The organism is Sulfuricurvum sp. (genome assembly GCF_041651515.1).
GTDB lineage: Bacteria > Campylobacterota > Campylobacteria > Campylobacterales > Sulfurimonadaceae > Sulfuricurvum.
Map to the genome: position 1 here is coordinate 477,297 of NZ_JBAZJF010000001.1, position 14,252 is coordinate 491,548.

Sequence of the window (14,252 nt, forward strand, 5' to 3'; positions counted from 1 at the left end):
GTTGAGGGGAAAACGGTACAGAGAATAGATTCCGTGTCAAGTACCGAATGACGAAAGGGATTAATGAAACGCTATCGGCCCTTCAGCGCGGGCATGGATAAACTGCTGCACTACGGCATTGGGCGAGTTTCTGAAGCTCTCTTTATCCCCTGCTTCGACGATAATACCGTCAAACAACATGGCGTAGTTGTCTCCTGCTTTAAAACTCTCCGCGATATCGTGGCTGATGAGTACGGAGGTCATCCCGATCTCATCGCGTAAACGGCAGATCATCTGGGTAATAAAATCGCTTGTAACCGGATCAAGACCCGATGTCGGTTCATCGTATAAAATTACTTCAGGTTCCAATGCAAGGGTACGGGCTAAACCGACCCGCTTGCGCATCCCACCGCTGAGTTCTTCGGGATAGAGAGATTTTACGATGGAAGGGTCAAGCCCTACCATTGTCAGTTTTTCATCGATTTTAAAATCAAGCTCTTTTGGGGTTAATTTTTGATGTTCATTCATCGGAAATGCAACATTATCACGGATGTTCATACTGTCGAACAACGCACCGCTTTGAAAGAGAAAGCCTATTTTTTTTCGAATCTCGCGTAATGTCGTCTCATCGGCATGATCAATCCGTATCCCTTTATAGCTTATGGTTCCGCTATCCGGTTTTAAAAGCCCTACCATGTGTTTGATGATTGTCGATTTACCACCGCCGGAAACGCCAAAAATAACCGTTGTTTTCCCTGCTTCAATCTCTAAATTGACCCCACGAAGAATCTCACGTTTGCCAAAACGTTTGGTGACATTCTCGAAACGAATCATCGTTTCACCACCATAAGATAAGCGCGACGGACAAATAAAATACTTAGCATAACAAGGAGAATTTTAAAATCAATCTCGCTGGCTTTGTGCAGTGCTTCAAAAGAGTTATCCATCATAACAGATTCCCCCTCCCCTTGATACTCTAAAATTTTAGGGGTATAGACGGCGCTGAAAAGAAGCAAGGTTCCGATCGAACCCATCGCACTTAAAATCGATATTTTATCAATCTGCATCACTTTATAACGGGAAACTTCATAAAGGGTAATCACCGCCGCCATAAAATAACCCCAGTAGCTGAAACGACGAAATATCTCACCCATAATTTTCCCCTCTTCATAGCGTGAGAGGAGTGGAACACTGAGAAAAACTTCGGAGTGGAAAACAACTGCTGCTACCACTGCCCCCAATACCAAAACGGCACCTATCGTTGTCCCCACACACAGTATATATAAAACATCCAATAGCGCTTTTTTATTCATTTGGCATCCTTACTATGAATCCTCGATCAAATGAGGCTAAATCTTTATAAAATTCTAGAGATTGTACCGCAAAAGTTTTAAGATACTCTTGCACTTTAAGGCGCTGATCGTACCCCATTTCACAGGCAAAAACAGGGATTTTACGTTGAATCGTTTCATCCAGCAAACGACAAATGATCTCATCGCCGATCGCTCCGCCAAAGAGGGCATTTTGCGGCTCATAGGAGAGATTACTCTCCAACGGGGCATCTTGTGCAATATAGGGGGGATTGGAGACGAGCAAATCAATTTGTTCGTTCACGGGAGCTAATAAATCCCCTTCACGTAATTCAATCCGCTCACTCAAACCGAACGCTTCAATATTGCGGCGTGCGACCGCAAGTGCACGCGGAGAAATATCGACGGCAATAAATCGGGCATTCGGGAGGTGAAGCGCCAACAAAATCGAAATGATTCCGCTCCCTACACCGACTTCAACAACGTTTATCATTTCATCCGCCGCAACACGGGCTAATACTTCATCAATGAGGTGTTCGGTTTCGGGTCGAGGGATCAAAGCTCCCTCATCAATGTAAAATTCTCTGGAATAAAAACTGACACGGTTGGTGAGGTATTCGAGTGGGACGTTAAGCCTCCGTTTTTCTACCCACTCCAACAATCTCGGCTCTTTATCATCGATAAGATCCTCTTGATGGGTAATAAAATAGAGCTGATCACGGCCAAGATAGGCCATAAGAAGAAGTTCTGCCTCACGGCGGGGAGATTCCACAATCCCCTCCAATCGTGCCGCCACATCGGCGTGCAGCTCCTTTAGTCTTTTGGACATGGATCCGCGTACCCTTCATCCGAATCAACATGAATATCGTACCCCAAGGCACGAAGTCGATCCACGACCGGAGGGTGGGTGGTATGAAAAAAGCGGTACAACGGATGAGAGAGGGGGAAGCTCTTATTCTCAGTTACCAATTTTTTAAGCGCATTGACAAGATGTTCCGCTCCGCCGAGTTCCGCACCGCTTTTATCGGCTTCGTATTCGTTATGACGGCTTACCAATCCCATAATCGGCATCATTACAAAACTCACGACCGGAAGGAGGAGGATAAAAAGCATCATAACAATATGAGGAGAGGCTGCAACTCCCAGTTCCAAATAGAGCTTTTCCGGTAAATTTCCAAAAGCAGCAAACATCGTAAACAACATTGCTCCGACAATCGCAATATTTTTATACAGATCGCCGTGAGCGAAATGACCCAATTCATGCCCCAGTACCGCGATTAATTCGGCCGGGGAAAGTTTTTGGATCAAAGTATCAAACAATACTACCCGTTTGGCTTTCCCTAAACCGCCGAAATAAGCATTCAATCGAGCATCCCGCTTGCTTGCATCACTGATAAATACACCGCTGCTTACAAACCCCGTTTTCGCCATTAGCTCTTCGATTTTTCCGCGCAATTGTGCGTTTTCAAGCGGAGTCACCTTGTCAAAGAAAAGTGCCCGGATGGTAGGAAAAAACATATTGACGGCAATAACAACGCTCATGATAAACGCGAAGCTCCATAACCACCACAACTGGCTTGATGTCATAATGAGCGTAACAATCCAAACTATTAAACTGCCGATGACAATCATCAATGCCGTACTGATAAGGGTATCTTTAATAAATTGTCCGGTAGTGGAACGGTTAAAGCCGTATTGTGCATCAATTTTGAATTTACTAATCCATCCAAACGGCAACATCACCACAGAGTTAATGATAAGCAACCCCATAACAGCAACCATCGATTGAATAATGGTCGTTTGCCCCATTAAAGCGCCATCCATCCACGCCATCATCCCGCTGATCCACACTAAAAAAAGACCGAATTCGACAAATGCTTCGATCATACCCAGCTTCTCTTTGGCAACCGCATAATTGGCAGCATCCAAATACTCGCGCTCCCCCATCAAAACAGCCCCTTTGCGTTTGACCTGATTGATGTAGCCGATCTGCATAACGCTGACATAGAGACGGATAAGAATATAGAGGGTATAGACACCGATAATGGCCGAAATCATAAAGCTCCTTGATTAAAAGAATGTGATTTTACCATTATTTTAGTGGAACTTTGCCGATCGCATCGTGCAGAGGAAGGGAATCATTGACATTTCCATAATAGGTCTTTGCCGCAAAAAAAATGGCCCCGATAAGCAAACCGCTGATAATAACAGCCCAAACAACCCGTTTTTTAGGTCCTTTAAGGGTATTGTAGTCCTCAATGCCTCGGAGGGTAGGTTCATTGTCTTTCATAAGTGTATCCTTGGATTTTAATTAAGCTATAGTAGCTATCTTATCCCATATACAGTTAACGAATACCCTCTAAAATGACGCTTTAAGGTTACATATTGGTTTATTTTTACGTCAGATTACCATCGCCCTTCGAGTGTCAAAAGAACATACGGTTTTGAACGCTCGTTATCCACCTGTCTCTCTGTCACAACCCCTGAATTATTATACACGGTAGCGGTGTTTTCAATAGTCGTACGGGTGATATTTTTTAGATTGAGTTGAAATTTGAATGTTTTATCGATCCGTTTGCTTGCATACAAATCAAGGGCACCGTACCCTTTTTGAGATTGTGATATCAAGGTTTCATCGAGAGGATCATCATACCCTCCGACATATCGGTAGGCCGTTCCATAAGTCAAATTATATCTCTTCAGAGTATGATCCAACCCGATATTGGCAAGGGTATTGCTGGTTTGCTTGAAAGGGCGTTTTGTCCCTGTAGTATTATTGGTAAGTGAAGAGTTTTGAAACGTCGCATTGGCAAACATCCCTACCCCCTCGACATAGTTGCTAAGCGATTTTTTCAGCTCCAACTCTATCCCGTGTAAAGTACCCTGCCCTGAGTTATAAGGGCGCATCACATAACGTGACCCTTCCAAAACCGTCATCTGCTCTATCTTGTTATCGATATTTCGATAAAAACCACCAAGACTCATAATCCCTTTATCCTCGAAATAGTGTTCTAAACGAAGCTCATAACTAAGAGCTTTCTCTTCCGTAAGATTAGGATTTCCGGTAGTATCGGGATGACGAATGTCATTACGTTCCAAAGAGCTGTCAAGTGAGCTGGAAAGTTCATCGAGACGAGGTAATTTTACCGTTTTGGCAATACTGGCTCGAAAATTGTCATTGGCACTTAAATGGGTTAAGAAATGCAACGAAGGGGCCATATAATCCGTATGCGTTGTCGCCCCATAATCTCTTGAGAGGGTCTCATACCGTACCCCCGGTGTCACAACCGTATTGTCGCCGAAACTTACCTCATCGAGCACATATACAGATCCTTTGTTTTGGTGCATGCTGACGTTATCGGTAGGATTTGTCGCATCAATGCCGTTGAGGGTACGTTGCACCTCATCACGCTGACTCATCCCTTTGAGTTCTACTCCCGTTTTAATAAAATGATCCCCTTTTGCAATGGAGTATATACTCTCTGCTCCGAGTATCCGTAAAAAACCTTTATCGTTTTGCATCCGCACGCTCGATGAGGGCATTTGAGTCGATCCGCTATCGCCGTTGTCATCGTTTTGATGGAATTTTAGTTTCCATTCCAACAGCTCGCTTCCGGAGAGGTGATGTTCCCCTTTAATCACCGACCAAAGCATCATTCCATGCGAACGGTCATAATTGCTCAGTTGCCCACCGGGCACGGACGAACCGTTGGTGTAACTCAACGCATCGGTATCGGTTTGGCTTTTATGGAAGTTGATCGATCCGTCAAAAAAATATTTATCTTTTTCTGATGGGGTATAACGTAATTTCGTCGTAACATTGAGGCTCTGATTGCGCATCGTATTATTCCGCTGCTCGCTGCTTGATGAAGCAACCGTTTGTTTGTCCGTAGAGGAGTTATAAATTTCACGATTATCCGAAGCACTCAGATTGACCAAATACCCCAAATCACCCGATTTCCCTTCTCTTTGGAGAAACATACTGTCCATCGGCTTTCCGCCATACTCTCCAACCGTTGCTTTGGCTATGGTATGCCCCTTGGATTTGGGCTGTTTAAGGACAATATTAACAATCCCCCCCATCGATTCAGCCGTATATTCTGCCGAACCGTTTGTCATAATCTCAATCCTCTCGATCATATCCGGGGCAATCTGTTCTAACGGATTTGCCCGTTTGGAACCACTCGGAGCCTCTTCCCCGTCAATCAAAATAACCGTGTATCCTTTGCCGGGAGAGGATTTGGTATTTTTACTATCGGGAATACTGACACCAGGGGTACGTTTGAGGATTTCAAGGGCGTTGAGATCCCCGTATTTTGTCAACTCTTCACCGCTGATAAAGCGTTTGGCAATCGAGTTGTCACGGCGCGCTTCGATAGTATCTGCATGCTCTTCAACTTGAATCGCTTCGATCGACATCACTTCTTGCGCACATACGGCAGAAATACTTAGCGTCGAAGTTAATAATAAGGGGATAATCGGACGATAGATCATAATTATTCCTGCTAATAGATATAAAATTTCGGTATTTTACCCAATATAACAATCAACGCTTAATGGATTAATCTATTTTGTTGACGCAATCCTATAAAAATTGGATTACAATAAGCTTATGAAATACTGCTGTACATTACCTATATTCACCTCTTCGTTTCTTGTTACAACCCTTTTCTGTGGAGATATATCGCTCCTCTCCCCTGAAAAACAACGCTACTATGAACAGCAGCAACAACAAATCAATGCGGGATACGAGAGACTACGTTATGATTGGCTCTCTCCGATTACCCTTAAAGCTTCTAATACGTATGAAAAATCGGTTTCACTAGGGGGGTATGACAGCCGCCAAAATATATCCGCAGGTATGGCTCAAGATCTCTTTCGATCCGGCGGTATTGCGTATACCATAGGGTATGCGGAAGCTAAGAAGCAAACGGATACAATCGGTATGCACAAAGATATAGCGGCGATTAATCAGCAATTTATCAACACCTTATTAAATTATCGTAAAAACACCCTCCTCTTAGAACAGAGTGAAATCAAACTCAAGAATGGCAAAATCGAAATTTTTCTCAAACGCAAACAGTACGAAGCGGGAGATATCGATATTACGCTGCTTAATAATGCGTTGATGAATCAAAGTAGTGAGCTTAAAAATAATACCTCCATACGCTATACGCTCTCCCAACTGCGTCTTGAAGCGCTCAAATACAGTAATCACCCTATTGAAGGAACTGAGCTGCCCGTATTTACCCTTGTGCAAAAAAATGATTTTTTAGAAGAGGGGTGGAGTTTTCGCTACAGCCAAGCACAAAGTCAAAGCAGTGAACAGCAATACGGTCAAACCAAAAGTTCCTATCTCCCTAAGCTTACGCTCATAGCCGATGCAGGAGTTCAACGGTTTGATTCCAGCGAACTCTCTAGCGCTAATTATCGGGGCAATTACTACGATATGGGGCTACAGCTTTCGATGCCCTTAACCTATAATTCAACTGCAACTATTCAAGAGGCGCAAAGTCTTTATCTCAAACAACAGGCCGAAGCTTCCGATATAAAACGGCAGATGGATGCACAATACGAGCAATCCATTGCTCATATAGAAAGCTATAAACGTGTTATTGCTATCACAGGGGAAAATCTCAAATTTTACGAAGAATTGATCGATGCAACCAAAGCAGCCGTCAATGCCGGATATAAAGCGGGCTATGATTTACAAACCCTTCAAAATACGAAATCTATCGAAGAACTTGAAATTAAGATCAACGAAATCAATATTCAAATTGAGCTTGCCTCTCTTTACACTCTTACACGCCATTCTCAGGAGCTAGCATTATGACTTCCGACGCTGCCACCATCGAAAAAACCCTCGGTGTAGGGAAAACTCCTACTTCCAGACGATGGAAAAAGATTTTATTAGCCCTTTTAGCGCTCCTTATCGCAGGGGGTACTGCGATACTCGTGATGAAGAACAATGCCAAAAACGAGGTTGCCTACATCACCGTTCCTCTCAAAGTACAAGACCTCACGACAACCGTATCGGCAACGGGAAATTTGGAACCGACCAATACTGTCGATGTCGGAATCGAAGTCTCCGGAACCATCAGCGAAGTACTGGTTGATTATAATGACCGCGTCCATATCAATCAACCGATGGCACGCCTCGATACGACCAAACTCGCCGCAGTAGAGACCAGTTCAAAAGCCAATTGGATGAAGTTTCAAGCCAATAAGAAAAGTGCCGAAGCCTCACTGGATAATGCATTAATCGAAAATGACCGTGTATTAAAAATGTACGCATCCACGCAAGGTAACTACCCCTCACGAAAAGATATGCAATCGGCCTTAACGACCGTGGAGCAAGCGAAATCAGGACTTGCTGCTGCCAAAGCACAGGTGGCTCAGTCGTTCGCACAATTCAAAACCGATGAGGAAAATCTTAAAAAAGCTCTGGTCATCTCTCCTATAGAGGGGATCGTTTTATCCCGCAAAGTCGAGCCGGGACAAACCGTCGTTGCGGCCATGCAAACGCCGGTTTTGTTTACGTTGGCAGAAGATTTGACCAAAATGAAAGCGATCGTGAGCGTCGATGAGGCGGACATTGGTGGAGTCAAAGAGAACCAAAAAGTGACATTCAGTGTTGACGCCTATCCAAATCGCGAATTTGAGGGAAAGATTACCCAACTGCGTCTAAATTCCGAAGTCGTAAACGGTGTCGTGAGTTACGAAGCGGTCGTAGAAGTGCAAAATAATGCCCTCCTCCTGCGCCCCGGTATGACAGCTAATGCCTTGATCATCACCGGTATCCAAAAGCATGCAAATGTTGTCCCCAATGCCGCATTGCGCTTTACCCCTCCCCTTCCGAGCAGTGCGAATGCGCAGGATAAGAAAAAACACGCAACAGAAGAGAGCGATAAAGGAGATCACGTCTGGATCCTTAAAAATAAAACTCCGATGAAAGTCAAAGTTCGTATCGGACAAAGCGACGGTATTTCAACGGTTTTACTGGACTCACCGCTCAAAATCGGCGATCTCGTTATCACCGGAATCGAAGAATAACCATGAATAACACTCTCTCCGGTGTTATCGAATTCAAAGGGGTCAAAAAATATTACGGCTCAGGTGAAGCTACGGCCTATGCCCTAATAGGTGTCGATTTTACTATCCATCGAGGTGAATTCGTAACGATTATGGGACCAAGCGGTTCAGGAAAATCAACCGCTATGAATATTATCGGATGTTTAGATACCCCCAGTGAAGGGGAATACCTCTTTGAAGGGATCGATGTCGGAACACTCAGTCGAGATCAGCGGGCACTGCTCCGACGAAATTACATCGGTTTTATCTTTCAGGGATTCAATCTACTGGGCAAAACCTCTGCCGTTGAAAATGTCGAACTCCCCCTGCTCTATCGAGGAGTTTCATCCCATGAACGTCGGGAATTGGCATTAGAGGCGTTACGAAGTGTCGGACTTGAACATGTTGCTCATCACACCCCTGCCGAACTCTCCGGCGGACAACAGCAGAGGGTTGCTATTGCCCGTGCCATTGTGACCAATCCATTGATCTTGCTTGCCGATGAACCGACAGGAAACCTTGACACCGCTAAAAGTATTGAAGTAATGGAACTGCTCCGCGCTTTTAATAGAGATAAAGGGATCACGATCATAATGGTAACCCATGAAGTTGATATGGCGGCATACGCCTCACGCACTATCCATTTTCGCGATGGTATGATCGATACGAAAGTTCTCTCATGATCTGGAATGCTTTTCTCTTGGCACTTCGTGAAATACGCCGCAGTGCCATGCGTTCCATCCTCACAACACTCGGAATTGTGATCGGTGTCGCATCGGTGATCGCCATGGTGATGCTGGGCGACGCAACCACTGCCTATGTCACTAACAGTATCTCCAAACTCGGTAGTAACATGCTGATCATCCGCCCTGGCCAAGATCGTCATAATCCGGGAGGTGATGCCACAGCAAAACGGTTTACCCATAATGATGTTATTGCCCTAAACCGTGAAATCGGAGGGCTCAAAGGGATAGCCCCAATTTCCTCCAAGGGGATTCAGGCGGTCTATGGAAACCAAAATTACTCCACTTCGATTGATGGAAGCGATAATGATTATTTTACTGTCAAGGATTGGCAGTTTGAAGAGGGGAGAACCTTTAGCGCTGCTGAGTTAAAGGGAGGAAAAGCCGTTTGTATTATCGGAGAAACGGTCCATAAAGAGCTTTTTGGTGATCAAAATCCTCTCAACGCATCAATCCGACTGGGTAATTTTTCCTGTCAGGTCATCGGATTGCTCCACCCCAAAGGGGCATCAATGTTCGGAATGGACCAAGATGATATTATCGTTGCACCGATCCGAATGTTTCAGCGCCGTATCAGCGGCAATCAAGAGGTCTCTGCCATTTTAGTTTCGGCTAAAAATGCATCCGGAATTGAAAACATTAAAAACAATATCATCTCTCTCCTGCGCGAACGCCGCCATATTCATCTCGGAGATGAAGATGATTTTAATGTGAGAGATTTACGTGAAGTGGTTCAAACCCTCTCTTCGACAACTAAAATGCTGACCCTCTTACTGGGTGCTGTTGCCGCGATCAGTCTCCTCGTCGGAGGGATCGGGATTATGAATATTATGCTGGTCTCCGTAACGGAGCGAACACGTGAGATCGGTATCCGTCTCGCCATCGGTGCATTGGAGCGCGAAGTCTTACTTCAATTCTTGGTCGAAGCGGTAGTTCTCTCCTCTTTGGGCGGTATAATCGGTATGGCTTTGGGAATCGGTGTCGGAGTCGGCATCAATCTCTTTTTTGATTTGCCCTTCGTTTTTAACACTTCTATCGTCGTTATCGCTTTTCTCTTCTCAACGGTTGTCGGAATTGTCTTTGGTTATTTTCCTGCCCGAAAAGCAGCACGCCTCAATCCCATCGACGCTTTACGTCATGAGTGATTTGGACGATATATAAAAGTACAGAGAGAAGGAGAGAATATGCAAATCGGAACAACACCCTTATCTATAAATCCTTATGCCCAAAGCGGTGTCGCTTTGAGTGAAACAGACGCCAAAGATTTTCACGATAAAATCAAGAATGGTGAGATGTCGGGAAAGGTGCTATCGCAAGCCTATCTTGTCCAATATTCTCAAAGTGTGGAAAGTTACTCAGCAGGAAATGCAGAAGCACAAAGTACCCTCTTTGATCCCAAAAAAGTCCAAGACATTTTAAAATCCATCGACTTCAAAGCGATCGGATATACGGGTAAAGCCATCACGGATATGACTCCGGATGAAGCCAAAGCATTGGTAAGTGAAGATGGCTATTTCGGGATAACCCAAACATCAGCACGGTTAAGTGATTTTGTATTAAGCGGTGGCGGAGACAGTGTCGAAAAACTCAAAGCCGGACGTGAGGGGATAATTAACGGATTCAATGAAGCCGAAAAGATGTGGGGCGGGAAACTCCCCGATATCTCCTATCAGACTCTTGAAAAAGCTCTCGCGAAAGTCGATGAAAAAATCACCGCATTAGGCGGCAGTATCTTGGACACTACCGCTTAACTGCTCTCTCAGAGCTGTGCAATGTTGCAGTAAGGGCAAATTTTTGCCGCAAGAGGAATATCCATTGCGCATTCATCACATATTTTTGTTCTCGGAGCAACCGGCTCAGGAGTGGGTTCGGCAGCTTTAAGTTTATTATAGGCTTTCACCATCATAAACATTACAAACCCCAAAATCGTAAATGAAATGACATCGTTGAAAAACACCCCAAATTTGATTGCCGGAGCACCCGCAGCCTCTAAAGCCGAGAGTGAAGCATACTCTTTACCGTCAAGGGCAATAAACAAAGAGGAGAAGTCAACGCCACCCATAAGTAATCCGATCGGCGGCATAATGATATTAGCCACCAATGATTTAACGACTGTTGCAAATGCCGCTCCGAAAATAAAACCTACTGCCATATCGACGACATTACCTGAAATAAGGAATTTTTTAAATTCTTTCAGCATGTGCTATCTCCTTTAAAATTATCCCTCAAGTGTATCTTTTAAATGTTCACGAATGGTTAAAAATTCATCCAGATGGTCAAAAAAGATATCCACAAGTGCCGGATCGAAATGTTTTCCTCGCTCTTCTCTAAAAAGGGCAAATATTTTCTCATCATCCCACGCTTTTTTATACACTCGATCACTTCCCAAAGCATCAAATACATCAGCTAATGCCGTAATGCGACCGTATATATGAATCTCTTCCCCGCAAAGTTTTCTAGGATAGCCGCTGCCGTCCCACTTCTCATGATGTTCATACGCAACAATGGCGGCCGTTTTTAGCAACGAGCGGTTAGAGTGCTTCAACATCTCATAGCCTAGAACAGCATGCGTATCCATAATACGCCGCTCTTCTTCATCAAATCGACCCGGTTTATTCAGTACAGCATCGGGAATAGCGACTTTACCGATATCGTGCATCGGAGAAGCTTGTCTGAGCATTTCAGATTCAGATTCCTCCAATCCAGAATAAATCGCTAGCAATTTACTGTATTCAGCCACCCTCTTTACATGGTTTCCCGTCTCTTTTGAACGGCTCTCACCGATCGATCCCATCGTAAATACAACTTCGCGTTGCGTATCTTCGATCTCTTTATTGAGAGTTGTGATTTCGCTCAACGCATCATCCATCCCATGGATCATGGTATTAAAGGCATTGGAAAGCTGTCCTATCTCATCATCACGGTGGATAGAAACCTGCTGGGTATAGTCACCGGTTAAGGTAATAATTTTAGCCGTATCGGCAAGGGTAATAACGGGACGGATAAGCTCGGTAGCAACATAATAAGCCGCTGCTGAAATAAACAACGCTCCGAGAATCAATAAAAGGATAAACCACCGCTCGTACTTGTACAACAGCTGATAGGCAAACCCTTTCTCCTCTTCCAAAACAATGGTTATCTCCGGTTTTACAGAGAGAGTTCTTGAAACGCTCAACGACTCGTCAAACACACTCGGTCGCAATTCAACTTTACCGTCAGGATGTAAAATATAATAATGACGTTGCAGCGTGTTTGAGAAATAGGGTTTAAAATTTTGCAGCGGATAGGTAACCATCAGCGTTCCGATCTGCTGTTGTGAAAAACTCGATCCGATCGGAATGGTATAAAACGGGGACGGGGGCTCTTTCTTTCCGATAGAGCTGAAATCACTGGAAGCGATAATACTCTTTTTTTGATCTACAACGTAAAAATCACCCTCTATTTTCATATCGTTTTTCTTTGCCAACAGCATGCTACTGATGCGTCGATCCAAATCTTGCGTATAAATATCATTCATCACATCGGATTTGACAATAAAAGCCATATCATTTTTAAGAGTAGTTAATTGATGATCAATCCTCTCTACCGTAAGACCTAATTGGGTATTCATCTCCTGTGTAACAGCATTATATTGCTCTTGGCGGAATGAACTCCCCATTACAAACATGGTCAGAGCATAGGGGATTAAACTGATCCCTAAAAAAAGAAGAATCGTTTTAAGCTTAAAACTCATATACAACCTTTACACCGTTATCCACCATGGATGATGGGATATATCCCATCGCCCCTTCAACATTTTGGACAAATAATCGAACGGATTCAATAGAGGGCTGTGTCAAAGGAGGGGTAGCACCTTGGAAATGCTGTTTAATCCAGTAGGCATTAAGACGATTTCGATCCATCCCAAGTACTATCGATTCAAATGCACTTCGAACTTCATTTTGTCCGACCAGATTAACAGGAATGATAGTCTGATCTCCGATTGTATGCCGTTTTTGCAAATAAACATCACGGATTTGTTGAAGAGTGAGTGTCGAGAGAGAATTTTTTTTCGACATTATCACACTGTATTCGGAGGCTGCACTTCCAGCAATAAGCCCTATAAGAAGCAACAGTACTTTCATTAGAACAGCACCGAGAAAGAGAATAAAAAGCAACTCTCAGCGTTGAGCGAATGCCACTGGTATTCCCCTTTTAAGGATACAGGATAGAGCGGACGGTAGCTGTAGCCGACGATACCGATAGTGTCTTTGTATTTCGTATGGTGATCATCAAAATATTCGGCGCGTGTCACAAAAGCATGCTCGGGTGTATATCGATACATTCCTTGAATATACCCTGAAAGGGCTGAGGAGTCTTCAGTTGTTGCATATTCACTCTTGGCCATCAATGCTTCACCCATCACCTGCCATACGGCATCGTCATATTTGGCATTTGCCTGTACAAAACGGGTTCGCTGATCTGTTAGTTTAGTGGTGTATTCTCCAAAGCTTCCCCCGGCACTCCATTCGGTTGATAGTTCTTTTTCAACCGATAATCCAAAAAAATGGGTGTTGGGAATATTGATATATTCATCATCAAAATCATGATTTTTTTGACCGAATAGATGGTAGCGAGCCCCTTCTACACCGGGAATATACCCATTGATATCGATACCGGTCAAAAATCTCGGAAACAACAATGTGGTGTAAAGAGGATTAGAAGTGGTATCACGTAGGACATTAATCGGTTCTTTATTCCAATACCCGATTGGGGTAATTTGCTTACCGAAACGGATATTATAGGCATCTGCCAACCACAAATCACCGTACAAACGTTCTATATGAAAAGTTTGATTTCCGGTTTCAATACCGGTGGAAATATTTTTCGAATAAAATCCAACCGATTCAAGCTCCGCCATATAAGATAACATCGGATTGATATCGCCATAGGCCATAACGGCCACATCTTCGACAGAAGCGGTATCCTGCCCTTTTTTAGCTAAAAACTCCGTCGAAAAATAGCTGCCGATATTAACCATATCGTTAACTTGAATCCCCTGCCCTAACGTGTACGGCTCAGCCTGCAAAGCCATGGTTAACCCGATCAGTATCCCTACACTTCGAGTTACCATGTTCACTGTGTTCATTCAGAATTCTCACTCATTTGT

15 protein-coding genes are annotated in these 14,252 nt (G+C 44.0%); 5 read left to right on the forward strand and 10 right to left on the reverse strand.

Annotated elements, in window-relative coordinates; genetic code table 11:
• Window positions 1-60: 60 nt before the first annotated feature.
• The 6 genes from WC407_RS02340 to WC407_RS02365 all read right to left on the reverse strand — a co-directional run bounded on the left by WC407_RS02340 (window position 61) and on the right by WC407_RS02365 (window position 5,783).
• A complete protein-coding gene (locus WC407_RS02340) occupies window positions 61-813 on the reverse strand; it encodes an ABC transporter ATP-binding protein (protein WP_373020832.1) in 753 nt (250 codons plus the stop codon).
• Window positions 810-1,292: a DUF4149 domain-containing protein gene (locus WC407_RS02345; RefSeq protein ID WP_373020834.1), complete on the reverse strand. Its 483-nt coding sequence runs from the start codon at window positions 1,290-1,292 to the stop codon at window positions 810-812. Before WC407_RS02345 ends, WC407_RS02340 begins: the two co-directional genes overlap by 4 nt.
• Window positions 1,285-2,118, reverse strand: a complete 834-nt coding sequence (gene prmC, locus WC407_RS02350) for a peptide chain release factor N(5)-glutamine methyltransferase (RefSeq protein WP_373020836.1) — start codon at window positions 2,116-2,118, stop codon at window positions 1,285-1,287. Before prmC ends, WC407_RS02345 begins: the two co-directional genes overlap by 8 nt.
• A complete protein-coding gene (locus WC407_RS02355; RefSeq protein ID WP_373020841.1) occupies window positions 2,103-3,347 on the reverse strand; it encodes a M48 family metallopeptidase in 1,245 nt (414 codons plus the stop codon). Before WC407_RS02355 ends, prmC begins: the two co-directional genes overlap by 16 nt.
• 34 nt (window positions 3,348-3,381) lie before the next feature.
• The gene (locus WC407_RS02360; RefSeq protein WP_373020843.1) at window positions 3,382-3,579 is read right to left on the reverse strand and encodes a hypothetical protein; all 198 of its coding nucleotides are present in this window, start codon (window positions 3,577-3,579) and stop codon (window positions 3,382-3,384) included.
• A 116-nt stretch (window positions 3,580-3,695) separates the two neighbouring features.
• A complete protein-coding gene (locus tag WC407_RS02365) occupies window positions 3,696-5,783 on the reverse strand; it encodes a TonB-dependent receptor plug domain-containing protein (RefSeq protein ID WP_373020845.1) in 2,088 nt (695 codons plus the stop codon).
• 118 nt (window positions 5,784-5,901) lie between these two features.
• Between WC407_RS02365 and WC407_RS02370 the strand changes: the two genes are divergently transcribed.
• Genes WC407_RS02370 through WC407_RS02390 form a run of 5 tightly spaced genes read left to right on the forward strand, consistent with a single transcriptional unit; the run spans window position 5,902 to window position 10,854 of the window.
• Complete coding sequence (locus WC407_RS02370; protein WP_373020847.1) at window positions 5,902-7,122, forward strand: TolC family protein; 1,221 nt, start codon at window positions 5,902-5,904, stop codon at window positions 7,120-7,122.
• Window positions 7,119-8,342 (forward strand): efflux RND transporter periplasmic adaptor subunit, encoded by a 1,224-nt coding sequence (locus tag WC407_RS02375; protein ID WP_373020851.1) that lies wholly within the window; start codon window positions 7,119-7,121, stop codon window positions 8,340-8,342. The genes WC407_RS02370 and WC407_RS02375 overlap by 4 nt, the downstream gene beginning before the upstream one ends.
• A 2-nt stretch (window positions 8,343-8,344) precedes the next feature.
• The gene (locus tag WC407_RS02380) at window positions 8,345-9,043 is read left to right on the forward strand and encodes an ABC transporter ATP-binding protein (RefSeq protein ID WP_373020856.1); all 699 of its coding nucleotides are present in this window, start codon (window positions 8,345-8,347) and stop codon (window positions 9,041-9,043) included.
• Window positions 9,040-10,248, forward strand: coding sequence for an ABC transporter permease (locus WC407_RS02385; protein ID WP_373020858.1), 1,209 nt, complete (start codon window positions 9,040-9,042; stop codon window positions 10,246-10,248). The genes WC407_RS02380 and WC407_RS02385 overlap by 4 nt, the downstream gene beginning before the upstream one ends.
• A 39-nt stretch (window positions 10,249-10,287) precedes the next feature.
• A complete protein-coding gene (locus WC407_RS02390; RefSeq protein WP_373020860.1) occupies window positions 10,288-10,854 on the forward strand; it encodes a hydrogenase-4 component G in 567 nt (188 codons plus the stop codon).
• An 8-nt stretch (window positions 10,855-10,862) separates the two neighbouring features.
• Here WC407_RS02390 and mscL read toward each other — a convergent pair whose 3' ends face one another.
• Genes mscL through WC407_RS02410 form a run of 4 tightly spaced genes read right to left on the reverse strand, consistent with a single transcriptional unit; the run spans window position 10,863 to window position 14,216 of the window.
• Window positions 10,863-11,303, reverse strand: a complete 441-nt coding sequence (gene mscL / locus WC407_RS02395) for a large conductance mechanosensitive channel protein MscL (protein WP_373020862.1) — start codon at window positions 11,301-11,303, stop codon at window positions 10,863-10,865.
• Between the two features lie 18 nt (window positions 11,304-11,321).
• Window positions 11,322-12,836, reverse strand: coding sequence for an HD domain-containing phosphohydrolase (locus WC407_RS02400; RefSeq protein WP_373020867.1), 1,515 nt, complete (start codon window positions 12,834-12,836; stop codon window positions 11,322-11,324).
• Window positions 12,826-13,227: a hypothetical protein gene (locus WC407_RS02405; protein WP_373020869.1), complete on the reverse strand. Its 402-nt coding sequence runs from the start codon at window positions 13,225-13,227 to the stop codon at window positions 12,826-12,828. Before WC407_RS02405 ends, WC407_RS02400 begins: the two co-directional genes overlap by 11 nt.
• Window positions 13,227-14,216, reverse strand: a complete 990-nt coding sequence (locus WC407_RS02410; RefSeq protein ID WP_373020871.1) for a hypothetical protein — start codon at window positions 14,214-14,216, stop codon at window positions 13,227-13,229. Before WC407_RS02410 ends, WC407_RS02405 begins: the two co-directional genes overlap by 1 nt.
• Between the last annotated feature and the right edge of the window lie 36 nt (window positions 14,217-14,252).

What these genes read in the sequence shown, in the direction of transcription:
- WC407_RS02340 (WP_373020832.1), bottom strand. Translation starts at nt 813, where the DNA reads ATGATTCGTTTCGAGAATGTCACCAAACGTTTTGGCAAACGTGAGATT.
- WC407_RS02345 (WP_373020834.1), bottom strand. Translation starts at nt 1,292, where the DNA reads ATGAATAAAAAAGCGCTATTGGATGTTTTATATATACTGTGTGTGGGG.
- prmC (WP_373020836.1), bottom strand. Translation starts at nt 2,118, where the DNA reads ATGTCCAAAAGACTAAAGGAGCTGCACGCCGATGTGGCGGCACGATTG.
- WC407_RS02355 (WP_373020841.1), bottom strand. Translation starts at nt 3,347, where the DNA reads ATGATTTCGGCCATTATCGGTGTCTATACCCTCTATATTCTTATCCGT.
- WC407_RS02360 (WP_373020843.1), bottom strand. Translation starts at nt 3,579, where the DNA reads ATGAAAGACAATGAACCTACCCTCCGAGGCATTGAGGACTACAATACC.
- WC407_RS02365 (WP_373020845.1), bottom strand. Translation starts at nt 5,783, where the DNA reads ATGATCTATCGTCCGATTATCCCCTTATTATTAACTTCGACGCTAAGT.
- WC407_RS02370 (WP_373020847.1), top strand. Translation starts at nt 5,902, where the DNA reads ATGAAATACTGCTGTACATTACCTATATTCACCTCTTCGTTTCTTGTT.
- WC407_RS02375 (WP_373020851.1), top strand. Translation starts at nt 7,119, where the DNA reads ATGACTTCCGACGCTGCCACCATCGAAAAAACCCTCGGTGTAGGGAAA.
- WC407_RS02380 (WP_373020856.1), top strand. Translation starts at nt 8,345, where the DNA reads ATGAATAACACTCTCTCCGGTGTTATCGAATTCAAAGGGGTCAAAAAA.
- WC407_RS02385 (WP_373020858.1), top strand. Translation starts at nt 9,040, where the DNA reads ATGATCTGGAATGCTTTTCTCTTGGCACTTCGTGAAATACGCCGCAGT.
- WC407_RS02390 (WP_373020860.1), top strand. Translation starts at nt 10,288, where the DNA reads ATGCAAATCGGAACAACACCCTTATCTATAAATCCTTATGCCCAAAGC.
- mscL (WP_373020862.1), bottom strand. Translation starts at nt 11,303, where the DNA reads ATGCTGAAAGAATTTAAAAAATTCCTTATTTCAGGTAATGTCGTCGAT.
- WC407_RS02400 (WP_373020867.1), bottom strand. Translation starts at nt 12,836, where the DNA reads ATGAGTTTTAAGCTTAAAACGATTCTTCTTTTTTTAGGGATCAGTTTA.
- WC407_RS02405 (WP_373020869.1), bottom strand. Translation starts at nt 13,227, where the DNA reads ATGAAAGTACTGTTGCTTCTTATAGGGCTTATTGCTGGAAGTGCAGCC.
- WC407_RS02410 (WP_373020871.1), bottom strand. Translation starts at nt 14,216, where the DNA reads ATGGTAACTCGAAGTGTAGGGATACTGATCGGGTTAACCATGGCTTTG.